The organism is Wansuia hejianensis, assembly GCF_014337215.1.
Classification (GTDB): domain Bacteria; phylum Bacillota; class Clostridia; order Lachnospirales; family Lachnospiraceae; genus Scatomonas; species Scatomonas hejianensis.
This window is the reverse complement of sequence record NZ_CP060635.1, coordinates 227,145-251,410: the sequence shown is the minus strand read 5'-3', so window position 1 is coordinate 251,410 and position 24,266 is coordinate 227,145. Positions and strand designations below refer to the sequence as shown.

Genomic DNA, 24,266 nt, shown 5'->3' with positions numbered 1-24,266 from the left:
TTCTTTCGGCCTCCCTTCCACCCTAGCGTGGGCTTCCGGGTTTTCTCGTTCATGAATTGCATTTTCCCCACCCCTTTGGCAAAGGGTGCGGCTGCCAGTCGCCTGCCTCAGATCTCTCCTTCGCAGCCTCCTGGACTTCTGGTTTGATAACGTTACTTTCGTAACGCCTCGGATGTCTTTCCTATCTCTTTACGTTATTACGCTTGGATATAGATTATTGTGTATGCAGTTTTCAAGGTACGTCTGTACGGGAGCGGTTGAACCATTGGTTCATGAGGTTCCCGTCTGCTGACTGTGTTTATCAGTCATTTAAGAACAGGATCTTTCCTATTCTTAAATCACTGGTAAAACCAGCTCTCTATCTGAAAAGCTTTCGCTTCTTTTTTAAAAGGGATCCGGCAGCCACCTGCTCTCCCACACCGTCTCCAGTGCAGTACCATCGGCCGCTTAAGTCTTAACCTTCGTGTTCGGGATGGGTACGGGTGTGTCCCCTAAGCGTATCGCCACCGGAAGCTTCTGAGTCCTTCATAACTCAACAGTAAAACACTTCCTCTACTTCTTCTTCCTTAGAAAGGAGGTGATCCAGCCGCACCTTCCGATACGGCTACCTTGTTACGACTTCACCCCAGTTATCAGTCCTGCCTTCGACTGCTCCCTCCTTTCGGTTGGGTCACAGGCTTCGGGCATTACTAACTCCCATGGTGTGACGGGCGGTGTGTACAAGACCCGGGAACGTATTCACCGCGACATTCTGATTCGCGATTACTAGCGATTCCAGCTTCGTGTAGTCGGGTTGCAGACTACAGTCCGAACTGGGACGTTATTTTTGAGATTCGCTAAAGGTCGCCCTCTCGCTTCCCTTTGTTTACGCCATTGTAGCACGTGTGTAGCCCAAATCATAAGGGGCATGATGATTTGACGTCATCCCCACCTTCCTCCAGGTTGTCCCTGGCAGTCTCCCTAGAGTGCCCAGCTCTACCTGCTGGCTACTAAGGATAAGGGTTGCGCTCGTTGCGGGACTTAACCCAACATCTCACGACACGAGCTGACGACAACCATGCACCACCTGTCTCCTCTGCCCCGTAGGGAAGGCCCCGTTACGGGCCGGTCAGAGGGATGTCAAGACTTGGTAAGGTTCTTCGCGTTGCTTCGAATTAAACCACATGCTCCACCGCTTGTGCGGGTCCCCGTCAATTCCTTTGAGTTTCATTCTTGCGAACGTACTCCCCAGGTGGAATACTTAATGCGTTTGCGGCGGCACCGAAAGGCTTTGCCTCCCGACACCTAGTATTCATCGTTTACGGCGTGGACTACCAGGGTATCTAATCCTGTTTGCTCCCCACGCTTTCGAGCCTCAACGTCAGTTACCGTCCAGTAAGCCGCCTTCGCCACTGGTGTTCCTCCTAATATCTACGCATTTCACCGCTACACTAGGAATTCCGCTTACCCCTCCGGTACTCAAGCTCCACAGTTTCCAAAGCAGTCCCAGGGTTGAGCCCCGGGTTTTCACTCCAGACTTGCAGAGCCGTCTACGCTCCCTTTACACCCAGTAAATCCGGATAACGCTTGCCCCCTACGTATTACCGCGGCTGCTGGCACGTAGTTAGCCGGGGCTTCTTAGTCAGGTACCGTCATTTTCTTCCCTGCTGATAGAGCTTTACATACCGAAATACTTCTTCGCTCACGCGGCGTCGCTGCATCAGGGTTTCCCCCATTGTGCAATATTCCCCACTGCTGCCTCCCGTAGGAGTTTGGGCCGTGTCTCAGTCCCAATGTGGCCGGTCGCCCTCTCAGGCCGGCTATAGATCGTCGCTTTGGTAGGCCGTTACCCTGCCAACTGGCTAATCTAACGCGGGTCCATCTCATACCACCGGAGTTTTTCACACAAAGGCATGCGCCTTCGTGCGCTTATGCGGTATTAGCAGTCATTTCTAACTGTTATCCCCCTGTATGAGGCAGGTTACCCACGCGTTACTCACCCGTCCGCCGCTCAGTCGCCCGGCCTTCAATCCGAAGAAATCCGTCCGGGTGCTTCGCTCGACTTGCATGTGTTAAGCACGCCGCCAGCGTTCATCCTGAGCCAGGATCAAACTCTCTAAAAAGTTGTTCCTTTGTCAAGATTAACTACTAGCTAATCCATCCATTTTTACTGCTTTTAAGGATCTTTCGATCATTCAAGAATATATCATATCTTTTTGAATTTTCGAGGATGTGTTTTACTGTTCAGTTATCAAGGTTCTCTGCATTGCTGTGCTGATGTCTCACGCGACAGCTTATTAAGAGTACCACAGCTGCTTTGCTTTGTCAACACTTTTTTTAACTTTTTTTGTCGTTCTTTGCTGTCGTTCTTGCGACAGCTTCTATAAGATACCATCTTCTCACAAGAAAGTCAACTCTTTTTCTGAGTTTTTTATTTTTTTTGGTATATTCTGCTTTATACCTGTCCTTTTTCGATAAAACGGATGGCATCCTTTATATTTTCCACCGGAACCAAATGTATCCCCTTGTTGTTCTTAGACAGAAGAGATTTCATGCAGACCTTCGGCAGAATAACTGTCTCGAAACCCAGTTTTTCCGCCTCCTGCACGCGTTGGTCTGCCATGCTGACGGAACGCACCTCGCCGCTTAATCCTACTTCTCCAAAGACTACCGTCTTTTCACTGATCACAAGATCTTTCTGGCTGGAGGCGATCGCCAGCAAGATTCCCAGATCCACCGCAGGCTCCGTCATCTTAATGCCGCCGGCTATATTGACATAGGCGTCGCTGGAAGACAGGTTCATCCTGGCACGCTTCTCCAGGACTGCCATCAGCAGGTTGACCCTGTTAAAGTCCGTTCCATTGGCGGTTCTCCTGGGGATACCGAAATTACTGTGACAGACCAGCGCCTGTATCTCAATCATAATCGGGCGGCTGCCCTCCAGTGAACAGGCCACCACAGAGCCTGACGCTCCCTCCGGCTTACCATCCAGCATAAACTCTGACGGATTCTTCACCTCCATAAGCCCTTCCTGGCGCATTTCGAAGACTCCTATCTCATTGGTGGACCCAAACCGGTTCTTCACAGCTCTTAAGATCCTGTAAGAAGCATGGCGGTCCCCTTCAAAATACAGAACCGTGTCCACCATATGCTCCAACACTCTCGGCCCTGCCACACTGCCATCCTTGGTCACATGGCCGACTATAAATACGGGAACCTGAAGTCCCTTGGCAATCTGAAGCAAAACGCCTGTAGATTCCCTGACCTGCGAAACACTTCCCGGCGATGACGATACCTGTTCATTATACATCGTCTGAATAGAATCAATCACCACAGCCTGCGGCGGTTCCTTTTCAATACAGGTTCGGATCGTCTCCAAATTCGTCTCACAGAGCAGCTTCAGACCATCCTGAAATGTGCCGATCCGAACCGCCCGCATCTTAATCTGCTGCAATGATTCTTCGCCCGATACATAGAGAACACTTCTCCCGGCATCCGATAGCTGTTTGCACACCTGAAGGAGCAGCGTGGATTTTCCGATTCCAGGGTCTCCGCCCACAAGCGTCAGTGATCCCGGTACAATTCCCCCGCCCAGGACTCTGTCCAGCTCGCCGATCCCCGTTTTCATACGGCTGTTTTCATCCAGGCTGATTTCCCTCAGGCTTACGGGAGCAGCAGCCCCTCTCACACGGCTGCCGCTCTGTGCGCCCTGCTTTATGGAAACCACTTCTTCCACAAACGTATTCCACTGCCGGCATCCCGGACACTGGCCCATCCACTTTCCTGATTCATAACCACAGTTCTGGCAGAAATATACGGTTTTTTTCTCTTTCGCCATCCGCTATCGCCCTCCAACTATCCCCAACGTGTAATACCCAACGTACCATTTCTGAAAAAAGGCTGCCGCAATTCCTGCGGCAGCCGGATCATTCCCTGATTCATTCAACAATACAGATCTTTACTTCCACTTGCTCTGCCTTCTCCAGCTCTACGCTGAATGAAAGCTTTCCGCCTAAGTTCGTCGTGATGTGTCCCACATTCACCCCATCCAGAATCACTTTATATTCCGTATCTTCTTCCATGCCGACGGTAATCTGCGCATCTTCAGCGCCTTCTACGATAAATTCCATACCGCCTTCAAACTCCTTCAGCCCGGTCACTGCTGTGCCCGGCACGGATTCGTATACAAAAGTATCATTTCTCTCCAGCTTGGTGATTTCACTATATGTTTTTACTTTGTATATATCTCCCTGATACTCAAAGTCGGATAATTTTGTCTTCTTCTCCAGATCATAATTGCCGAAACTGATACCGCCGCCTTCTTCTGTGCGGAGTAATTCTTTGATCACTGACATAATAAATGCCCTCCCAGGAATGTCTTTAGTTTTATTTGATTATATAATATTTCCGTCTCATTTTCCAGCGTTTAAATGCATTATTTATTACATTTTAATATTTATCTCTTTACCAACAGCTTATTCCGTATTCACAGGGCATATTCTGATTATCCATTGTCATGAAGGTTCTAATCATCAGTTCACGCAAAATCACGGCGGCTTTACTTCCATTTCCCCGTACGGTACTCAGCGTAAGAGATCAGATAGTTTGCCAGCCACCCGATGGGCACGGCCACCCACACCATAAATATCCCATATCTGGGGGCAAATATCATCGCTACGGCGACACGGATACTCAGGTTCACCAGGTTGGCCACGGTGAACATTTTCATATCTCCGGCGCCGCGCAGCACTCCGTCTGTAATCATCTTCAGCCCGATCAGCGCGAAAAACCACCCCATGAACTGGAGATATCCCGTTCCGGTCTCTATAGCAAGGCTGGTGCCCTCGCTGCCGAGAAACAGCCGTATCAGCGGGCGGTATCCCAGCTCAAGACCCAGGCAGATCACCGCTGCAAAGCTGAACACAATGGCATAGCCCATATGATAACCCTGCTTTACCCGTTCCAGCTTCCGGGCTCCCACATTCTGTGCCGTAAAAGATGAAATCGCATTCCCCATAGCCGCCATCGGTACAACGCAGAGGCTCTCCACCCGCATGGCGGCTGAAAATCCTGCCAGCATCTCTTCCCCAAAACCATTAACCACCGACTGCACCAGCATCATGCCTATGGAAACCGTGGACTGCTGCAGGATCGACGGCAATGCGATCCTGGCCATGTTAGCCAGCTCCTTCCGGTCAAACCAACTGCATGTCTCCTCCGGAGCATAGTTCTTCATTTCTTTTATGAACAGCAGAAACGCCAGCAGCGCCGAAATTCCCTGCGCAATCAAAGTCGCCCAGGCCACCCCGGCGATCTCCATATGAAGGCCGCGGACCATAAACAGATCCAGAAATATATTAAAGACAGATGAAAAAATCAACAGGTACAGAGGGATCCTGGACCTTCCCAGTGCGTTGAACATTGCTGCCAGCACGTTATACATGAACAGGAACGGCAGCCCCATAAAATATATACTCAGATACTCAGCGGCCTGATCCAATATGCCCGCTGGCGTATTCAGAGCCACCATGATCCCTTTTGAAAACACAAGGCCGAAGATCCCCAGCAGGATGCTCAGCCCGAGGAAAGTGATCAGCGCTGTCCTGACGGATGTTTTCATCTTTTGATAGGTCCTGGCGCCAAAGCACTGGCTTGTAATCACTGAAGCGCCTACGCCGCCGCCAATTGCGATGGAGATAAATACTGTCGTCAGTGAATAGGACGCGCCGACTGCCGCCAGGGCGTTCTCGCTGACAAACCTGCCTACGATTACAGAATCTGCCATCGTATAGAACTGCTGAAACAGATTGCCGACAATCATGGGCAGGGCAAAGACCAGTAAGGCCTTCACCGGCTTTTCCCGAATTAAATATTCTTTTCCCATTTCAAAAACACCCTGAGGCTTTCCTATTAAACACTTTTAAAGGTGATTTTTTTGTTGTACAGGCCCACGGATACTGTGTCGCCCTTCTTAATCTCTCCCAGCAGGATCTTTTCTGCCAACGGATCCTCCAGCTTGCTCTGGATCGCCCGCTTTAATGGCCTCGCGCCATACTTGCTGTCAAAGCTGGTCTCTATCAGATGCTCTTTCACCTTGCTGCTGACCCGGAGTTGCATGTTCATCTGCTCGCTGCAGCGCTTTTCCAGATCCTTCAGCAGAATATTGATAATCTGCTTCATGTCTTCCTTGGTCAGAGAGTGGAACACAATGATCTCATCAATCCGGTTCAGGAATTCGGGCTTAAACATCCGTTTCACCTCATCCATTACCTGGCCCTTCATGTGCTCATAATCTTTCTTCTCATCCTCCTGTGATAAAAATCCCAGACGCTTCGGCTCTACGATGGACTGCGCCCCCGCATTGGATGTCATGATGATACAGGTCTGCTTGAAATCAATCTTCCTTCCCTGGGCATCCGTGATATGGCCGTCATCCAACACCTGAAGCAGGATGTTAAACACATCGGGATGCGCCTTTTCGATTTCATCAAACAGCAGCACACTGTAAGGATTCCGGCGCACTTTTTCTGAAAGCTGTCCGCCTTCATCATAGCCCACGTATCCCGGAGGCGATCCGATCAGCTTCGATACGCTGTGTTTCTCCATATATTCCGACATGTCGACCCGGATCATCGCCTGTTCGCTGCCAAACACTGCTTCCGCCAGGGCTTTAGACAGCTCCGTCTTTCCCACGCCGGTGGGGCCCAGGAAGAGGAAGGAGCCAATAGGACGATGAGGATCTTTTAAGCCAACGCGGCCACGTTTGATTGCCCGGGCCACGGCCTCCACAGCCTCCTCCTGTCCTACCACACGTTTATGAAGAGTCTTCTCCAGACGGGCCAGACGTTTAGATTCTTCCTCTGCCAGCCGTTCCACCGGTATCTTCGTCCAGCCGGAAACTGTCTGGGCGATATTCTCCTCTGTCACCTGCAGCTTTTTGTCACGGCACCGCTTTTCAAACCTGGTTTTTGCGTTCTCCAGGCTTTTCTGAATCTTCGCCTGCTTCTCCTGAAGCATGCGGGCATTCCCGAAATCACTCTCTTTAATGGCCGCTTCCTTAGCCTTCAATACCTGCTGAAGCTCCTGTTCATTTTTCTGGATTCCTTCTGGAATTTTGTAACCTCCCAGCTGCACCTTGGCGGCGGCCTCATCGATCAGGTCAATGGCTTTATCCGGAAGAAAACGGTCATTGATATACCTGGTGCTCATCTTCACCGCGGCCTCAAGTGCGCTGTCAGTGATTTCTACCCCGTGATGCTTCTCATAATATGGCCGGAGCCCCTTCAGTATGGCGAGGGCCTGGCCTTCTGTCGGCTCCTCTACCATGACAGGCTGGAACCTCCGTTCCAGAGCCGCGTCTTTCTCGATATATTTCCGGTATTCCTCTATGGTGGTGGCTCCTATCAGTTGAATCTCTCCCCTGGAAAGGGACGGTTTTAAAATATTCGAGGCATCCAGTGCGCCTTCGGCTCCGCCGGCGCCAATGATTGTGTGAAGCTCATCAATGAACAAGAGGATATTCTTGTGGCTCATTACCTCTTTTACAACCTTTTTAATTCTTTCCTCGAATTCCCCCCGGTATTTAGAACCGGCTACCATTCCCGACAGATCCAGCACCACGACACGCTTGTTCGCAATGCTGTCAGGCACCATCCCCCATACGATCCTCTGGGCCAGCCCTTCGGCAATGGCTGTCTTGCCCACACCTGGCTCACCGATCAGACAGGGGTTGTTCTTCGTCCTCCTGCTCAGAATCTGTATAATCCGTTCTATCTCCTGCTCTCTTCCCACCACAGGGTCCAGCCTGCCCTGCTTCGCCATCTCCGTGAGATCACGGCTGTACTGGTCCAGCGTCGGCGTAGAGCTGCCTTCTGCCCCCTTGGCCCGCTGCTCCTGTAGCTCCTCTTTTGAAAGATTGCCTTCTTCACCCATGGCTACCAGAATACTCACATAGAGCTTCTGGATATTTACTCCCATAGTATACAGCAGACGGGTTCCGACACAGTCTGTCTCCTTTAGCATGGCGATCAGAATATGTTCTGTCCCTATACCGCCGCCGCCAAAATGTGCGGCTTCCCGTGCCGCCCCCTCCAGAACTCTTCCGGCCCTTGGAGTATATCCCGGCTGTCCGGCTGTCGCCACTGTGCCTGACGGCGCGATCAGACGGTCTATCAGCTCTATCAGCCGTTCTTCCTCCACTCCATATTCCGCAAGAACCATGCCGGCGGTCCCTTGAACCTCCTTCAAAAGTCCCATCAGCAAATGCTCCGTTCCTATATACGTATGTTGATACTGTCTGGCCGTCTTTCCGGCCAGCGCAAGCGCATTCTTCGCCTGCGCGGTATATGATTCACTCATATATGTCCTCCTGTCAGTCTGATATTACCGTTCAGCCGCCGGTTAAAGCACCGGATATCCGGGCCGCAGTCTAATCCTCCGTATATCCATATGACGCGAAGATATCGTCCACCAGCTGGTGCACCTCTTCTCTGGATATATTTTTGCACACCGCCCTGGCCAGAATCACCTGCAGCTCCCCCTGCAGCTCTTCCAGCGCGTACAGCTTATCAGCGTCGATCCGGATGACCGCACCCTGACGGCGGTCTATGGTAAGAATACCCTCCTGCCGCAAAACGCTATACGCTTTATTTACTGTATGCATGTTGATGCCGATACAGTCTGCCATCTGACGCACAGAGGGCAGGGCATCCCCCTCCTGCAGCTGTGAGGTGGCGATCCCCAGAATAATCTGATTGCGAAGCTGTATATAAATAGCCTCATCACTGTTAAAATCGATCCGTATCCTTTCAAAACGCATACTTCTAACCTCTTTTTCTTTGGTTTTTGTTATAGAAACAGTATAACAAACTTTTGCCGATTGTCAATGCAGGCATAAAAAAAGCCGCTTTTAATTCAGAAGATAATCTTTCTGTTTTAAAAACGGCTCTTTATCAGCGATTTTTCTCGTAAATGATTTTAAGTCCCTTCAAAAGCAGGTCATCATCGACCAGGATGTGTCTCCTGCAATGAGGTACAATAGCCCCGGCCAGCCCCCCTGTGGCTACAATCGTGCATTTTTCTCCGAGCTCCTCTTCGATCCGGTCAATCAGCCCGTCAAGAATTGAGGCATTCCCATAGATCATCCCGCTCTTCATTCCATCAATGGTATTGCTTCCGATCACCTTCTTCGGAGGCTCCAGGCTGATCTGCTGCAAAAGAGAGGTATGAGACACTAGCGAATCCAGCGCGGTCCTGACTCCCGGCACGATCATTCCGCCGATATACTGCCTCTTGCTGTTGATGACGCACACCGTTGTAGCGGTGCCCATGTCTACAATGATCAGCGGGACCGGATGCTCCGCCAGCGCGGCCACAGAATCCACCAGCAGATCGCTCCCCAGCTGAGCAGGATTGTCAATCAATATATTCAGGCCCGTTTTCAGGCCCGGACCCACAATCTTCACCGGGGTCTTGATCAGTTTTTCCACCGCACACCGGAGCACTTCAGTGACCTGTGGTACAACGGAGGAGATGATCCCTCCCTCCAGGGCGCCGTCTCTGATCTCATAAATCTCCATGATATTCTTCAGAGTAATCGCGTATTCCAGCTCAGTTTTATTCAAGTCTGTGGACATCCTCTCAATGAAACGGATGCCTTTCTTGTCAATACAGCCTACAACTATGTTGCTGTTTCCCACATCAATCGCTAAAATCATTGCTTTTCTTCCTTATCTGCCACAGCAATATTTGTATTTCTTGCCGCTTCCGCAGGGACAGGGATCGTTCCTGCCGACCTTCTTGCCCTTCACGATGGTGCCGGATTTTTTCTGCTCCAGATATAATTCCTTCCTCTTCTCCGGAGTGAAGATCTCTTCCCAGGCGGGAAGCTCATAGAGCCAGTCTGCCTTGGCATCCACCATATTCTTGTACAGCAGTTCCTTATCAAAAGCCAGACTGACTTCTGTATTCTCTTCCATCTCTTCAATCGGGTTCGGTACCTTCAGGCTGTCATTGATGCCGTCCAGAAATCCCACCATATGCATCAGGTCGATCTCATATTTATCGGCCAGCTCTTTCACAGTTCCTCTGACTTCTTCATCGGGAGACGCCAGAAGCTTTTCATAAATCCCTTTTTCCACCAGGAAATAGTCCGCCCAGAACTTCTGCAGCTGATTTTTGTCTGTCTCCTGATTATAGGCGACATCTCTCCAATCCTGTAATAAACTCATTGCTAACTTACCGTCCTTTGTCTATAATAATTAATTACTTTGAAAACCCCGCACGGCAGCCGGGCTGAGGTCAATCCCTGCATGCACCGGAGCACGGAGCAATCCGCTTTCCTGATTAGTGATGTCCGCACCTGCGAACATGTCCGTTTGCATAAGAACTTCGCACGGTTTAGTATATACGAAACGATGCGAAAAAGCAAGTGGTGCTATTCTTCTTCAGCCTCTTCTTTTGGCAGAACTTCCACAACGGTCCCTTCGATCCGATGCTCTTTTACTTCTATTACTTTTATATGAAGGCCATCCACCTCCAGTTCAAACTGGCTGCCATCCGCAGGGATAGAACCCAGGTTCCCGAAAATATATCCCCCGAACGTATCATAATCGTCTACCGGAAGCTTGATATGCAGCGCCTCTTCCACATCGTCGAGAGGCGTCACGCCCTGTATATTCCAGACATTGTCTGAAATCTGCTGAATCTCATCGGGCTTTTCTTCTTCATCTTCCTCTGTCAGATCTCCCACAAGCTGCTCAATCAGATCCCGCAGGGTAATGATCCCGTTCATCCCGCCGTATTCATCCAGAACTACCGCAAAATAATTCCCGCTCTTCTTCATATTGCGGAACAGAAGAGCCGCCTTCAGGTTCTCCGGCACGAAATACGCCGGACGTATGGCCTGGGCCATGATCTCATCTTTGCTGCAGCCTTTCAGCCGGAAATAATCCTTCGCTCCCAAGATCCCCAGAATGTCATCCACGCTCTCCCCGCATACGGGGAACAGGGAATGGCGGCTCTCATGAATGGTTTTCTCCCACTCTTCCAGCCCGTCGTCCGCCCACAGCAGGGCTACGTCCGTGCGGTGAGTGCAGATCTCGTCAACCGGGATATCATCAAATTCAAACACATTCTGAATCATCTCTTTTTCTTCTGTGTCAATCGTCCCTTTTTCGCTGCCGGCATCCACCATCATACGGATCTCTTCTTCTGTCACCTCTTCCTCTTCTTCATTGGGGTCAATGCCCAGAAGCCTCAAAATACCATTCGTGGATACAGTCAATAATCCCACCAGAGGCGCAAAAATCTTTGATACCACATACAGCATGCCAGCCATTCCCAAAGCTAGCTTTTCAGCCTTTTTCATAGCCAGACGCTTAGGGACGAGTTCACCAAATACCAGGGTAAAATAGGACAGAATAATCGTAATTAGAATGACCGCCACTGCCTGGGGCATGTAGAAACCAATGCCTGCCAGAGCCGAAACCAGCTTAGTCGCAAAGTTATCCGCTGCGAACGCACTTCCCAGAAAGCCTGACAGGGTGATTGCCACCTGTATTGTCGCCAGGAACTTCGCGGGGATTGTCGTCAGCTTAGAAAGCGTTACCGCACGCTTGTCACCTTCCGCCGCCAGCTTTTCCAGCTTCGTGTCGTTCATTGAGATGACCGCAATCTCCGCACATGCGAACACCGCGTTCAGAGCAATAAGAATAATCTGCAAAATAATGGGCCATATCCAAGGGTCACCGTCCAAAATTCATTCCTCCATTCAATCTACTGTGAAATTGCCGGATAGCAGCCGGTCTTTCACAAATTCTAAAATATTCGCAACAGCAGCCTGTTTGCAGAGACAGACGCTGTTGCGAATATTATAGTATATCTCAGTATGTCATGTCAACTCATTTGAAATAAGCCACGCCAGATTCAAACAGCTTCAGATCTTGTTCGCCAAAGATGTTCACAGCCACGCCGTCACCGCGGCGTTCCGCGTGGGCCATCTTGCCGAATACCCTTCCGTCCGGGCTGGTAATTCCTTCGATTCCCAGGTAAGAGCCGTTGATGTTCCAGTATTCGTCATCTGTAAAATTGCCCTCCAGGTCACAGTATCTGGTAGCAATCTGACCGTTGGCAAGCAGCTTCCTGATCCATTCCTCGCCAGCCACAAACCGTCCCTCGCCATGGGATGCAGGATTGGTGTATACCCCGCCCAGCTCTGCCTGAGCCAGCCAAGGAGACTTGTTGGAAACAACTTTCGTATAGACCATCTTGGAAATATGGCGGCCGATGGTGTTAAATGTGAGCGTAGGGGAATCCGGCTTCTGTCCGGTGATCTCTCCATAAGGCACCAGTCCCAGCTTGATCAGCGCCTGGAATCCGTTGCAGATGCCCAGCGCCAAACCGTCCCGCTCATTCAGAAGCTTCATGACTGCTTCTCTGATCTTCTCGTTCTGGAAAGCAGTCGCAAAAAATTTGGCCGATCCGTCCGGTTCGTCACCCGCTGAGAACCCTCCCGGGAACATAATAATCTGGGACTGGCCGATGGCCTTTTCAAACAGCTCCACGGAATCCAGGATATCTTCTGCCGTCAGATTCTTGAACACCTTCGTTATTACCTTCGCTCCTGCCCGTTCAAATGCTCTGGTGCTGTCATATTCACAGTTAGTTCCGGGGAAGACCGGGATAAACACACAGGGCTGGCCCATCTTATGGCTGCAGATGTGAACGCCGGCTGTCTGATAACATCCGTCTTTCAGGACAGCGCCTTCCTCCGCCGGTTTCACAAACAGATCTGTCGGCCCGTCCGTTCCGGCGCCCGATGTGGTCTTAAATACCTTTTCCAGCGTCTGGTTCCAGGCCTTCAGGGCTTCCTCTTCTTCAATCACTGCGCTGCCATAGGTGAACTGCGGCTGCTCAGTAACTTCACCGATCACCGTGTAGCCGGAGCACAGACTTCCCACCTGATCCGCCGGAACTTCACAGATGATGTCTCCGAAATACGGACTAAACAGATCCCTCGGGTCCAAATTGTGCTCTATCTTCACACCCAGGCCGTTCCCGAAGGCCATCTTACTGACAGCGACAGCGATGCCCATTCGGTCGAGGGCATAAGCCGCTGCCACACGTTTCTCCTGCATATCCTGGTGAAGCTTGTCATAGATCTCCATCACCCTGTCATAGACCGGTAATTCATACTCATCCACAGGAATGTGAATCCATATCAGCTTATCACCGGCCTTCTTCAGTTCCGGCGTGATTACATCGTCCACTTTGGCCACGTCCACCGCAAAGGATACGAGGGTTGGCGGAACGTCGATCTCATTAAAGGTTCCGGACATGCTGTCCTTTCCGCCAATGGAGGGCAGCCCGAAGCCCTTCTGTGCGGCAAATGCCCCCAACAGCGCGGCAAAAGGCTGACTCCAGCGTTTCGGGTCTCCTGTCATCCGGCGGAAGTATTCCTGGAAGGTAAAGCGTATCTTTTTATAGTCGCCGCCGTTGGCAACGATTCTGGCAACAGACTCTGTCACCGCATAGACAGCGCCGTGATATGGGCTCCAGCTGGAGATATAGGGATCAAATCCATAGCTCATCATGGTTACGGTGTTCGTCGTTCCGTTAGCCACCGGCACCTTAGCCACCATGGCCTGGGTCTCTGTCAGCTGGTATTTACCGCCGTAAGGCATCAGCACGCTGGCCGCCCCGATGGAGGAATCGAACATCTCCACCAGACCCTTCTGTGAGCAGGCATTCAGATCAGCCAGGGTTTCCAGCCATTTCCCCTTAACATCTGATAGATCGCCGCTGCGTCTCAGGGCATTCCCTTCTCTGGAAGGGATCTCCACACAGACATCTGTCTCCTGATGCGCGCCATTAGTATCCAGAAACGCCCTGGAAAGATCCACGATATTTTTCCCTCTCCAGTTCAGCACAAGGCGCGGCTCTTCTGTCACAACCGCCACCTTAACTGCTTCCAGGTTCTCTTCATTGGCATATTTCAGGAACAGGTCCGCGTCCCTGGGGTCTACTACCACAGCCATACGCTCCTGGGATTCTGAAATGGCAATCTCCGTCCCGTCCAGACCCGCATATTTCTTCGGCACCTGATCCAAATCAATCTGAAGGCCGGCGGCCAGCTCCCCGATGGCAACGGATACGCCGCCGGCGCCGAAATCATTACATTTTTTGATAATCTTGCTCACTTCTTCCCGCCGGAACATTCTCTGGATCTTACGCTCAGTGGGGGCATTGCCTTTCTGCACCTCCGCGCCGCAGGTTTCCAGCGACTCAGTGGTGTGTACCTTGGAAGAACCGGTAGCGCCACCGATGCCGTCACGTCCGGTCCGGCCGCCCAGCAGTATGATGATATCGCCCGGATCGGAATTCTCCCGGATGACTGCCCGTCTCGGAGCGGCCCCCATGACGGCGCCGATCTCCATTCTCTTAGCCACATAATTGGGATGATAGATCTCCTTGACATACCCGGTCGCAAGGCCGATCTGATTTCCATAAGAGCTGTAGCCCTTAGCGGCACCTCGGGTCAGATTCTTCTGGGGCAGCTTGCCTTTCAGCGTCTCTCTGGCAGAAACCGTGGGGTCGGCAGCACCGGTCACACGCATGGCCTGGTACACATAAGTCCTGCCTGAAAGCGGATCACGGATCGCCCCCCCCAGGCAGGTAGCTGCCCCGCCGAAAGGTTCAATCTCCGTGGGATGGTTATGGGTCTCATTTTTGAAATTAATCAGCCATTCTTCCTCCCTGCCATCCACATCCACCGGGACCACAATACTGCATGCGTTAATCTCATCAGATTCCTCCTGATCTGCGAGCTTTCCTTCCGCCTTCAGCTTCTTCATGGCCAGAAGGGCCAGGTCCATCAGGCAGATAAACTTGTCGTCGCGGCCTTTATAGAGAACGTCACGGTCAGACAGATATTCTTCATAGGTTCTGACTATCGGTTCTTTGTAATCTCCTTCTTCAAATTCAATATGCTTCAGCTCCGTGGAAAAGGTGGTATGACGGCAGTGATCAGACCAGTAGGTATCCAGCACACGGACCTCTGTCACGGACGGATCACGTTTTTCTTCGTTCCTGAAATAATTCTGTATATGCTGAAAGTCCTTGAAGGTCATAGCTAGGTTGAGTGATCCATATAATTCCAGAAGCTTTTCCTCAGACATATCCTGGAAGCCTTCAAAAATCTTCACATCCTCCGGCTCAGGAAATTCCATCACAAGAGTCCTGGGCTTCGTAAGCCCCGTCTCACGGGAATCCACCGGATTGATACAATGAGCCTTGATCGCCTCCAGCTCCTGGCTGCTGACCTCCCCCTCAATGACATACGTCGTCGCAGAACGGATGACCGGCTGCTCCTCTCCCTTCAGGAACTGCACACACTGCACGGCTGAATCTGCCCTCTGGTCAAACTGCCCCGGAAGATACTCAACGGAAAACACATGGGAATGTTCATCCATGGGAAAACTTTCTTCATATAAAATGTCTACCGGAGGCTCCGCAAACACCACATGGCAGGCCTTCTCAAAAACGTCGTCGCTGATATTTTCCACGTCATACCGGATCAGAATCCTGACGCCGGTCACTCCCTGAACGTCCAGATAATGCTTAATCTCATGCTGCAGATCCCTGGCCGCAATGGCAAATTCCGGCTTCTTTTCAACATATACTCGTCTGACTGTGCTCATCTCTTTATCCTTTCTGCAATCGCGCAGCCGGTGAAACAGCATCCGCCTCATACACCGGCCAGTGTTCTGTTATGCGGTCGTCATCCCGCCTGATTAATTTCAGAATACCACAGGATTTATTATTAGTAAAATTAATATATTTAATTATAATTATAAGATGAGCTAATTCAAAAAACACAGAACCAACACAACAAATTACGGTTTTGCTTCCAATTGGTCGGGGAAGGGAGGGCGTTTTGGATACCCCGCCTCTCTGGTGATCTAAAACTCTTCACCCAAGTTCTCCGAAAGTGTCATCAGAATGGTTTCAGACAGTAATCACTGGCTTATCGCGGCCGACTGGCGCCAGTATTTCTTTATTAAATATCGAAATCTACCGCCTGAGACTATCGGGGTTCCACCCCTGGCGAGAGCCATTGTACCGTCTGGAACAGCCAGAAAAGCAGCGGGGGACCTCCGGCGGTTGCGGCCTGACGGGCAGACCTCTGCAGGGTTGTTAGTGATTCTTGACTTCCGGAGGCCGCTCTCCAGGGGGCGTCCGCTGTGCCTCATGCACGGCGGGCGAGGGGAACGGAGGATGGAAGGCATCAAGCCTTCCACCGGACTTTCCCCGGTACCCCTGGAGAGTGGCCTCCGGAAGTCTTAGAATCACTTCAACCCGAAGCCCAGTCTGCCTGGCAGGCCACAACCGCCGGAGGTCCCCCGCTGCTTTTCGTCCGGGTATCCACCCCCACCTCGCCACAAAACCGTAATTTGTTTGCACATTGTCCTGCTTAAATCATATATTAATAGAGAAAGATTATGGCAGGGAGATTTACCATGGCATATAGAATCGTGCTCGATGCAGGACATGGCGGTGCTGATCCGGGTGCTGTCCATGAAGGCCGCCAGGAAAAAGATGATACGCTGGAACTGGCCCTGGCCGTAGGAAGAATTCTAGAAGAAAACGGCATCGATGTTATTTACACCCGCACCACTGATATCTATCAGACTCCTTTTGAGAAAGCTCAGATAGCAAATGAAGCAAACGCAGATTTTTTCATCTCGATTCACCGTAATTCCAGCCCCGAACCCGATCAATACCAGGGCGTGGAAACCCTCGTCTATGACAAATCCGGCATTAAGCTGACCATGGCTGAGGCGATCAATGGGGCGCTGGAAAATCTGGGATTCCGGAACCTGGGTGTGAAAGCCCGGCCCGGTCTGGTCGTCCTGCGTAGAACTAAGATGCCCGCTCTTCTGATCGAGGCGGGTTTCCTGAATACCGCATCTGATAATACTCTGTTTGATGAACAAAAACCAGAAATTGCCCGGGCAATTGCGAGCGCTATCCTGGGAACACTGGATATGGAAACTGTAGAATCTGAAGCTGTGCCTGAAACTGATTCAGAATATATCTCTGAATCTAATTCCGGTCCCACTTCTGAAACCGATTCAGAAACTGTCTCTGAAACTGCTTCAGAAACTATTCCGGAAGCGCATGCAGTCACACCCATTCCGGTCCAGGCGGAAGATGGCGCTGACGAAACGTATTACCGAGTTCAAGTCGGCCTGTTCCGGGTGAGACAAAATGCAGATAATCTTCTGTATGAGCTTCTGGACCAGGGCTATCCGGCATTTATCCTCTATGATGACGGCTATTACAAGGTACAGGTGGGAGCCTACAGGGTCCTGGGCAACGCGATTATCATGGAACGGCGTCTGCGGCGGGCCGGCTACTCTACTCTTATCACCACCTGAACCATCCGTCCGGAAAATCACTCCATAAATTGGATATGTCTGCTGAAGTCCCGGCAGCCATATCCAATTTTTATGTAGAATGCAAATTATCTATTTACCCTCCCCCTTTTTTGAGGTAAACTGAAAGCGAGAGGATTTTTTTATGTATCATATTATAGTTAATCCAGTAGCAAAATCTGGTCTCGTCAAGAAAATCCGGCTCAGGGTTCATCACACTCTGTCACTGCGCTATCTCCCGTTCCGCTCCTATACGACCAGCTATCACGGGCACGCCAGGGAACTGGCTGCTCAGATCATTTCCGCTCCCTGGGATTCCCAAGAAGATTCCTTGATCGCCATCTGCGGGGACGGCACTGTCAATGAAGACTTAAACGGCATTCGTCATCTGGAACGGGTGCCATGCAGAGTCCCGTCCCACGGACGTGGGAACCGTCGCATGCGGCGGTATCTAGTGCGCGCTTCTTCTCTGAAGCTCCACACCTTCCGTCCTATGACTGTAGATCTGGACGGTGAATCCGGCGGCCTTCAGACAGATCTTGAAATCGCCCTGGAACAGGAATTTCTTAAGGTCATCACTCCGGGGCAGGAGGTATAATATATGCTTATTTTGTTAATCGTTGCGCTGGCTGCACTGACTTTATTCCTTTTTTATCTCTGGATCATTCATCCGGACACTTCCCGTCGGGAAGAATGCCTGGCCTTCAGCCGCTGGGATTTCGCCCACAGAGGTCTGTGGGATCTGGAAAAGGGAATCCCTGAGAATTCTCTTCCCGCATTCCGCCGCGCCGCGGAACGTGGCTTTGCCATTGAACTGGACGTGCATCTGACACGGGACGGAGAGCTTGTGGTATTTCATGACGATACGCTGACGCGCATGTGCGGCCGGGATGAGACGGTGGAATCCCTGACCTGGGAACAACTTTCATGCTGCCGCCTGCTGAATACGGATTACCGGATTCCAAAGCTTTCTGAAGTCCTGAAGCTGGTGAGTGGAAGGGTACCGCTTTTGATCGAACTGAAGCTGCCCACCGGGGACATGAGCCTTTGCCCGCGGCTGAGGGATGAGCTGAATACCTACCACGGTCAATATCTCATAGAATCCTTTAACTCGCTGGGACTCAGGTGGTATCGCAGGAATTGCCCTTCTGTGCTGAGAGGTCAGCTGGCCACCCGCTATGCTCCTTCTCAGGGTCTGGACGCCCTGCTCAAATTTCTTTCCACGACACTGATGGTCAACTGTCTGAGCAGGCCGGATTTCATCGCCTATAATTACCAGCATGCCACAGGGCTTGGCTTTCGTCTGAACCACCGGCTGTACAAAATACCCGTGTTTGTCTGGACCGTCCGTTCCCGCCTGGCATATACCAACTGCCAGGAAAGGTACGGCGCTGTCATATTCGAGAACTTTCTGCCGGAAAAAGTAAATACCCGTTAAGATTTTTATACGCATTTCTTAAAATTCAGGTCAGCGGCTTGACTTCATTCTTCCAATATGACATACTGGCAATGCAGTATCATTCTTGCTCTTTTACGGGAGGAACAATACAATGAAATGGCTAAAGACACGAAAGCAGCGGTGGCTGGTACCTGTGTACATGATCTTTTATGTGATAAGCTTCAGCCTGCTGGAACGCCATGTGACGGCAGACTTTCACCTGATCACTTCACCGCTGGATAAGTACATTCCATTTTGTGAGCTCTTTGTAGTGCCATATTATTTATGGTTTTTCTACATAACTGCGGTGTTGGTCTATTTCATTTTTTATAACGAAAGCGTCCGGGAGTATAACCAGCTGATTTTTTCTTTGGGAATCGGCATGACCTTGTTTTTATTTATTTCCCTTGTTTACCCCAACGGCCTGAATCTGCGTCCCGCGGAATTTCCCAGAGACAATTTTTTCACCGGCTGGGTCGGCAGCCTGTACCGGACAGACACACCCACCAATGTATTTCCCAGCATACACGTCTATAATTCCGTCGTGGCCTGCATCGCTGTCAGGCGCTGTGAGTCACTAAGGAAACGACGCGGAATCCAGATTAGCTCTTTCGTGCTGTCGGTACTGATTATTTTATCAACTGTATTTTTAAAACAGCATTCTGTATCTGATGTAATATCCGCATTTGTTCTGAATTTTGTGGTATACGCGGTCATCTACCGGCCAGACTGGCTGTTTTCCAGGTCAAAAAAAAAGATAGCAGACGCTGAGAGGGAAATGCCTGTCAACTGACCAGGCACGAAACAGGGCTGCGGTGCCGATGAGTGCGCTCTCATCGGCACCGCAGCCCTGTTTCGCTACTCCTACAGCTTCTTCAATTTCGCAAAGGACGCGAACATCCTCTTCACGCCCACCCGTTCAAAGTCCACCGTCACCTCGTAATCTTTTCCGCCTTCTGTGATATCCTGCACCTCTCCAACACCGAATTTCATATGGCGGACAGTATCCCCTACGCCGTATTCCAGAGATTCCGCCTTTTTTACCGTGAACTCTCTGGGCTTGAAGGTCGCCGCGGAATACGCTCTTCCAGGCAGCTCCGCCCCGCCGAAGGTGGAGGGCTTAGAATAATTCCTGGCGGTTATCGCATCCCGACCCAAATCCACAAGCTCCCTGGGAATCTCCCTCACAAACCGGGAGGTCTTATTGTACTGAGTCTCGCCCCGGATCATCCGCTGCATGGCCGAGGTCATGGTCAGACTTTTACGGGCGCGAGTAATACCCACATAGCATAGACGCCGCTCTTCCTCCAGCTCTGAACTGTCTCCGCCAGTAATAGTCAAATAACTGGGAAATATCCCGTCCTCCATTCCGGCCATGTAGACATGGTCGAATTCCAGTCCCTTGGCGCTGTGCAGCGTCATCATCAGAACGTAATCGCTTCCCTCTTCTACAGAATCAATGTCGGCAACCAGCGCAACCTCCTGCAAGAAACCACTGAGCGTGGACTGCTCCGCGGATTCTTCATAATCGGCCACTTTGGACAGTAATTCATCAATATTTTCAATTCTGCCCCTGGCTTCCTCCGTATCCTCCGCCTCCAGCTCCTTCACATATCCTGTCTCTTCAATGATCTTCTCCAGCAGCTCCTTCACTCCCAAATATCCCTCCTGGGATCGCAGGCTCTGGATAAACAAGGTAAAGGCTTTAATTTTAGCCAGGCTTCTTCCAACACCTGGTATGTAATCTGCTTCCAGCAGTGCGTCATAAAAGCTAATCCCCTGCTCCCGCGCGTGTTCCTCCACTCTGCTTATAGTCGCGGCGCCGATCCCCCTTCTGGGCACATTAATGATTCTCTGTACGGCCAGATCATCCAGGGCGTTATCCACTGTCTTCAGATATGCCAGCAGATCCTTGATTTCCTTTCTGGCATAGAAGTTCACGCCGCCCACCAGCTTATAGGGGATGTTGGCAATCAGAAATTTTTCTTCAAACAGACGGGACTGGGCGTTGGTTCTGTACAAGATCGCAAAATCCTTATACTGACAGCCTTCTGTCCTTACCTTCTTGCTGATGTCTCCGACAATGAATTCCGCCTCCTCGAATCCATTCTGGAACTGCCGGAAATGGATCAGCTCTCCCGTTTCATTCTCCGTCCAGAGCCGTTTCGCTTTTCTTCCCTGATTATTGCTGATCACTTCATTGGCTGAATTCAAGATATTCTGTGTCGACCGGTAATTCTGTTCCAGTTTGATGACCTTCGCCTCCGGAAATACCCTTTCAAATCCCAGTATATTCCCGATATTCGCTCCTCGGAATTTATAGATGGACTGGTCATCGTCACCCACCACGCAGAGATTCTTGTACTTGGACGCCAGCAGCCTGACAAATTCAAACTGCACGGTGTTCGTATCCTGATACTCGTCAATCATGATATAGCGAAAGCGCTCCTGATAAAAATCCAGCACCTCAGGCTCCGCCCGGAACAATTCCACAGTCCTGACCAGCAGGTCATCAAAATCCAGCGCGTTATTTTTCCTCAGCTGGGCCTGATATTCGTGATAAACCTGCGCCACCTTCTTCTCCTCCCACCGGGCAGCATTCCTCTCATACTCTTCCGGCAGAATCAGTTCATTCTTGGCGCTGGAGATCTTCGCCAGCATCGCCCGGTCCTTATAAACCTTCGGGTCCAGATCCAGACGGCGCAGCACTTCTTTCATCACCGATTTACTGTCTTCAGTATCATAGATCGTAAAATTATTCTCATAGCCAATCCTGTCTATATATCTTCTCAGAATGCGCACACAGCTGGAGTGGAACGTAGATACCCAGACACTCTCCGCGCCAAAGTCCACAATCGCATTCACCCGCTCCCGCATTTCCTTGGCCGCTTTATTGGTAAAGGTAATAGCCATGATATTCCAGGGCTTTACCTCTTTTTCCTCAATCAGATAAGCGATCCTGTGAGTCAGAACCCGTGTTTTTCCAGAGCCGGCTCCTGCCAGGATCAGCAGGGGGCCTTCCGTATACATAACCGCTTCCTGCTGCTCATTATTTAAACTGTCGCAATTACTCATATAACTCCTTTACCCATATCTGCCCGGAATGGCGGTTCTCAGTTCCGCCTCCGCATCTCTCACTGTTTTCCTGGATAGTATATCATAAAACAGCGGCCGGATAAAGAAGAAAACGCATTTCCACAGCAAAGCCTCCCCGGCTTCCATGGGAAAAAGAAACTGTTCCCTGGTGTGCCACGGCGATCTGACTGACAATGCGCAGGCCAAGTCCATGTAGTCTATTCTCAGCCAGACAGCCCGCAGTTCCCCGAAGCCTTTCCAACTGCACATCTGTTACGCCGGCTCCGTCATCCTCAAAATGCAGAACTGCCTCCTTCCCTTCCCTGCGCACCTCTGCCGTAATACGGCAGCCTCCCGGGTTATGTACCTGGGAATTCATCAGTATATTTGCGACAGCCCTGCGGATCAGTTCACCGTCACATTCCGCCCCGCACACAGCCAGCCGCTCATCGGTCCTCCAATCAACAGGAAATTTGCCTTCCAGATCCAGATTCATAAAATCCACCACCGCCTGCCGGACGGCGGCCACCAGATTTACCTTCTCCATACGCAGCGGCTGCATATGATATTCCAGCCTTGAGGACAGATTCAAATCATTCACGAGATTTTTCATGCGCACACTCTGCATGCGGATGATCCCTGCCTTTTTGCGTTCTTTTTCCGGAAGTGCGTCATTTTCTTCTAACTGCTCTGCATAGCCCATTACCATTGACAGCGGCGTCCTGATATCGTGGGAAACTCCCGCAATCCAGCAGGCTCTGGCATTTTCCCTCCGTTTCAGCTCCTTCTCCTGAAGCCGCAGTTTTTCTGACGCCCGGTTAATAGCCGTCGCAAGGTCAGACAGAAGGCCCTTCTCCCGGAGATACACTTCTCCTCCCTCCGGCAGCGCCTCAATTCCCTTCAGAACCGGCCGGACCGCACGCACCACGCCGGAGGTGGCAGCTATATAGATCAGAAAGACCAGTGCACAGTTGGCCATGAAAAATATCAGCAGCGTGCGGGGAAGGCTGGCAATCATCTCATAGTCAAAGGTGTTCCACATCAGTTTCCAGTAAGCCGTCCCGGGATATCCGAGAATGACCAGGTCATCCCCGCAGGCCCCGGCTGTGGTGGGATAATCAGCTATATATCCCCTCGTCGCCTGGGAGATGTCAGACACTGTATAGTGCAGCGGGACTTCTCCTGGCAGATTTTCACTGTGCCAGACCACCTGTCCGGTACCATTCTCAATCAAAATTGCCCATGCATTTCCGGACTGTAAAACCTCCCGGCCCTCCTGACTCAGGGCATATTCGCCATTCTCCCCCTTTGCCAGCCCCGCCGCCACTTCTTCAGCTGCACTCCAGCCGCTGCCATTGGCTGCCTGCCTGTATGAGACGCTGATCAGCAGCACCACATTCAGAAGAAAGAGGAGTACCACTGCCAAAATCAGTGTAATGCAAAAACGTTTTATCAGCTTTAGCGTACTTTTCATGGGCTATCCCTCAACGATGAGCTTGTATCCAAGCCCTTTCAGAGTCAGCAGCGATACGGGCTTCGATGGGTTTTCCTCGATTTTCTCCCTGATCCGCCGGATGTGGGCCATCAGGGAATTTTCATATCCGAAAGGATTATCTCCCCAGGCTGCTTCGCATAACTGGTCGATAGTTACAATCTTTCCGGCATTCCGATAAAGGGCCTGAAGAATCTCATATTCTTTTGCCGTCAGCCGAATGCGCTCTCCCCCCTTCAGTACCTCTGCCCTCTCAAAATCCAGGCTGCTCCCCTTCAGCTTCACGAGCGGGGATTCCTGTCTGTAGCATCTGCGCAGGATCGCGCCGACCCTGAAGATCAGTTCTCTTCCAAGGAACGGCTTCACCATATAATCATCCGCCCCGGCACCCAGGCCTTTCAGCCGGTCTTCTGCCTCGCCTCTGGCAGTCAAAAACAGCGTGGGAATATCCCCCGTTTGTTTCATCTCACCGAACAGGCTGAACCCGTTCCCGTCCGGCAGCATCACATCCAATATGGCAAATTCCGGCCGCCATTCCCGGCAGATCTGCAGTGCTTCTGCCGCAGTCCCGGCTGTCCTCACCTCACCATACCCTTCCTCTCTCAGTATGGAAAGCACCAACTCCCGCAGCTCTTTTTCATCGTCTACCAGAAGTATTCGCTTCTTCTTTAAATAGTCAGAAACCATTTACTCTGTTACCTCCTGAAACAAGTATATCATACTCCTTTCACCTTTTTATCAATGTGTCAAAGATGTAAGGTAATTGTAAGCATGCCAAAAGGTTCCCGTAAGGCTGCCGCCTTATACTTAAGCTGTCAGGGGTAATCCAAATAGAATTGCTTTGCTG

General features: G+C 51.0%; 16 protein-coding genes and 2 rRNA genes. 4 read left to right on the top strand and 14 right to left on the bottom strand.

Going from position 1 to position 24,266, the window contains the following annotated elements:
- Positions 1–393 precede the first annotated feature (393 nt).
- The 11 genes from rrf to H9Q79_RS01105 all read right to left on the bottom strand — a co-directional run bounded on the left by rrf (position 394) and on the right by H9Q79_RS01105 (position 15,677).
- Positions 394–511: ribosomal RNA gene (gene rrf, locus H9Q79_RS01155) — 5S ribosomal RNA — on the bottom strand.
- A gap of 59 nt (positions 512–570) precedes the next feature.
- Positions 571–2,102: ribosomal RNA gene (locus tag H9Q79_RS01150) — 16S ribosomal RNA — on the bottom strand.
- 332 nt (positions 2,103–2,434) lie between these two features.
- Positions 2,435–3,817: a DNA repair protein RadA gene (radA, locus tag H9Q79_RS01145; protein ID WP_118648651.1), complete on the bottom strand. Its 1,383-nt coding sequence runs from the start codon at positions 3,815–3,817 to the stop codon at positions 2,435–2,437.
- Positions 3,818–3,917: 100 nt separating this feature from the next.
- Positions 3,918–4,334 carry an endosialidase gene (locus H9Q79_RS01140; protein WP_118648649.1) on the bottom strand — a complete coding sequence of 139 codons (417 nt, stop codon included), beginning with the start codon at positions 4,332–4,334 and terminating at the stop codon, positions 3,918–3,920.
- A gap of 203 nt (positions 4,335–4,537) precedes the next feature.
- Entirely contained in the window at positions 4,538–5,863 is a 1,326-nt protein-coding gene (locus H9Q79_RS01135) for an MATE family efflux transporter (RefSeq protein ID WP_249329039.1), read from the bottom strand.
- A 26-nt stretch (positions 5,864–5,889) separates the two neighbouring features.
- Complete coding sequence (locus tag H9Q79_RS01130; RefSeq protein ID WP_249329038.1) at positions 5,890–8,337, bottom strand: ATP-dependent Clp protease ATP-binding subunit; 2,448 nt, start codon at positions 8,335–8,337, stop codon at positions 5,890–5,892.
- Positions 8,338–8,407: 70 nt separating this feature from the next.
- Complete coding sequence (locus H9Q79_RS01125) at positions 8,408–8,797, bottom strand: GntR family transcriptional regulator (RefSeq protein ID WP_118648647.1); 390 nt, start codon at positions 8,795–8,797, stop codon at positions 8,408–8,410.
- A gap of 133 nt (positions 8,798–8,930) precedes the next feature.
- Complete coding sequence (locus H9Q79_RS01120) at positions 8,931–9,695, bottom strand: type III pantothenate kinase (RefSeq protein ID WP_118648645.1); 765 nt, start codon at positions 9,693–9,695, stop codon at positions 8,931–8,933.
- Positions 9,696–9,707: 12 nt separating this feature from the next.
- Positions 9,708–10,208, bottom strand: a complete 501-nt coding sequence (locus tag H9Q79_RS01115) for an SEC-C metal-binding domain-containing protein (RefSeq protein ID WP_118648643.1) — start codon at positions 10,206–10,208, stop codon at positions 9,708–9,710.
- A 206-nt stretch (positions 10,209–10,414) separates the two neighbouring features.
- Positions 10,415–11,734, bottom strand: coding sequence for a hemolysin family protein (locus tag H9Q79_RS01110; protein ID WP_118648641.1), 1,320 nt, complete (start codon positions 11,732–11,734; stop codon positions 10,415–10,417).
- Positions 11,735–11,879: 145 nt separating this feature from the next.
- Complete coding sequence (locus H9Q79_RS01105) at positions 11,880–15,677, bottom strand: phosphoribosylformylglycinamidine synthase (RefSeq protein WP_249329037.1); 3,798 nt, start codon at positions 15,675–15,677, stop codon at positions 11,880–11,882.
- A gap of 819 nt (positions 15,678–16,496) precedes the next feature.
- Between H9Q79_RS01105 and H9Q79_RS01100 the strand changes: the two genes are divergently transcribed.
- From H9Q79_RS01100 to H9Q79_RS01085, 4 genes are all read left to right on the top strand, one after another.
- Positions 16,497–17,417, top strand: coding sequence for an N-acetylmuramoyl-L-alanine amidase (locus tag H9Q79_RS01100; protein WP_118648633.1), 921 nt, complete (start codon positions 16,497–16,499; stop codon positions 17,415–17,417).
- A gap of 142 nt (positions 17,418–17,559) precedes the next feature.
- Positions 17,560–18,012, top strand: a complete 453-nt coding sequence (locus tag H9Q79_RS01095; protein WP_118648631.1) for an acylglycerol kinase family protein — start codon at positions 17,560–17,562, stop codon at positions 18,010–18,012.
- 3 nt (positions 18,013–18,015) lie between these two features.
- Positions 18,016–18,852, top strand: coding sequence for a glycerophosphodiester phosphodiesterase family protein (locus H9Q79_RS01090; RefSeq protein WP_118648629.1), 837 nt, complete (start codon positions 18,016–18,018; stop codon positions 18,850–18,852).
- A gap of 112 nt (positions 18,853–18,964) precedes the next feature.
- Positions 18,965–19,645 (top strand): phosphatase PAP2 family protein, encoded by a 681-nt coding sequence (locus tag H9Q79_RS01085; RefSeq protein ID WP_118648627.1) that lies wholly within the window; start codon positions 18,965–18,967, stop codon positions 19,643–19,645.
- Positions 19,646–19,716: 71 nt separating this feature from the next.
- On the opposite strand, the gene pcrA is transcribed toward H9Q79_RS01085, so the two are convergent.
- The 3 genes from pcrA to H9Q79_RS01070 all read right to left on the bottom strand — a co-directional run bounded on the left by pcrA (position 19,717) and on the right by H9Q79_RS01070 (position 24,106).
- Positions 19,717–21,927: a DNA helicase PcrA gene (gene pcrA, locus H9Q79_RS01080; protein WP_249329036.1), complete on the bottom strand. Its 2,211-nt coding sequence runs from the start codon at positions 21,925–21,927 to the stop codon at positions 19,717–19,719.
- 82 nt (positions 21,928–22,009) lie between these two features.
- Positions 22,010–23,401, bottom strand: a complete 1,392-nt coding sequence (locus H9Q79_RS01075) for a sensor histidine kinase (RefSeq protein WP_249329035.1) — start codon at positions 23,399–23,401, stop codon at positions 22,010–22,012.
- A gap of 3 nt (positions 23,402–23,404) precedes the next feature.
- Positions 23,405–24,106, bottom strand: coding sequence for a response regulator transcription factor (locus H9Q79_RS01070; RefSeq protein WP_249329034.1), 702 nt, complete (start codon positions 24,104–24,106; stop codon positions 23,405–23,407).
- Between the last annotated feature and the right edge of the window lie 160 nt (positions 24,107–24,266).

Excerpts from the sequence above, each read along its gene's own strand:
- radA (WP_118648651.1), bottom strand. The coding sequence starts at position 3,817 with ATGGCGAAAGAGAAAAAAACCGTATATTTCTGCCAGAACTGTGGTTAT.
- H9Q79_RS01140 (WP_118648649.1), bottom strand. The coding sequence starts at position 4,334 with ATGTCAGTGATCAAAGAATTACTCCGCACAGAAGAAGGCGGCGGTATC.
- H9Q79_RS01135 (WP_249329039.1), bottom strand. The coding sequence starts at position 5,863 with ATGGGAAAAGAATATTTAATTCGGGAAAAGCCGGTGAAGGCCTTACTG.
- H9Q79_RS01130 (WP_249329038.1), bottom strand. The coding sequence starts at position 8,337 with ATGAGTGAATCATATACCGCGCAGGCGAAGAATGCGCTTGCGCTGGCC.
- H9Q79_RS01125 (WP_118648647.1), bottom strand. The coding sequence starts at position 8,797 with ATGCGTTTTGAAAGGATACGGATCGATTTTAACAGTGATGAGGCTATT.
- H9Q79_RS01120 (WP_118648645.1), bottom strand. The coding sequence starts at position 9,695 with ATGATTTTAGCGATTGATGTGGGAAACAGCAACATAGTTGTAGGCTGT.
- H9Q79_RS01115 (WP_118648643.1), bottom strand. The coding sequence starts at position 10,208 with ATGAGTTTATTACAGGATTGGAGAGATGTCGCCTATAATCAGGAGACA.
- H9Q79_RS01105 (WP_249329037.1), bottom strand. The coding sequence starts at position 15,677 with ATGAGCACAGTCAGACGAGTATATGTTGAAAAGAAGCCGGAATTTGCC.
- H9Q79_RS01100 (WP_118648633.1), top strand. The coding sequence starts at position 16,497 with ATGGCATATAGAATCGTGCTCGATGCAGGACATGGCGGTGCTGATCCG.
- H9Q79_RS01095 (WP_118648631.1), top strand. The coding sequence starts at position 17,560 with ATGTATCATATTATAGTTAATCCAGTAGCAAAATCTGGTCTCGTCAAG.
- H9Q79_RS01090 (WP_118648629.1), top strand. The coding sequence starts at position 18,016 with ATGCTTATTTTGTTAATCGTTGCGCTGGCTGCACTGACTTTATTCCTT.
- H9Q79_RS01085 (WP_118648627.1), top strand. The coding sequence starts at position 18,965 with ATGAAATGGCTAAAGACACGAAAGCAGCGGTGGCTGGTACCTGTGTAC.
- pcrA (WP_249329036.1), bottom strand. The coding sequence starts at position 21,927 with ATGAGTAATTGCGACAGTTTAAATAATGAGCAGCAGGAAGCGGTTATG.
- H9Q79_RS01075 (WP_249329035.1), bottom strand. The coding sequence starts at position 23,401 with ATGAAAAGTACGCTAAAGCTGATAAAACGTTTTTGCATTACACTGATT.
- H9Q79_RS01070 (WP_249329034.1), bottom strand. The coding sequence starts at position 24,106 with ATGGTTTCTGACTATTTAAAGAAGAAGCGAATACTTCTGGTAGACGAT.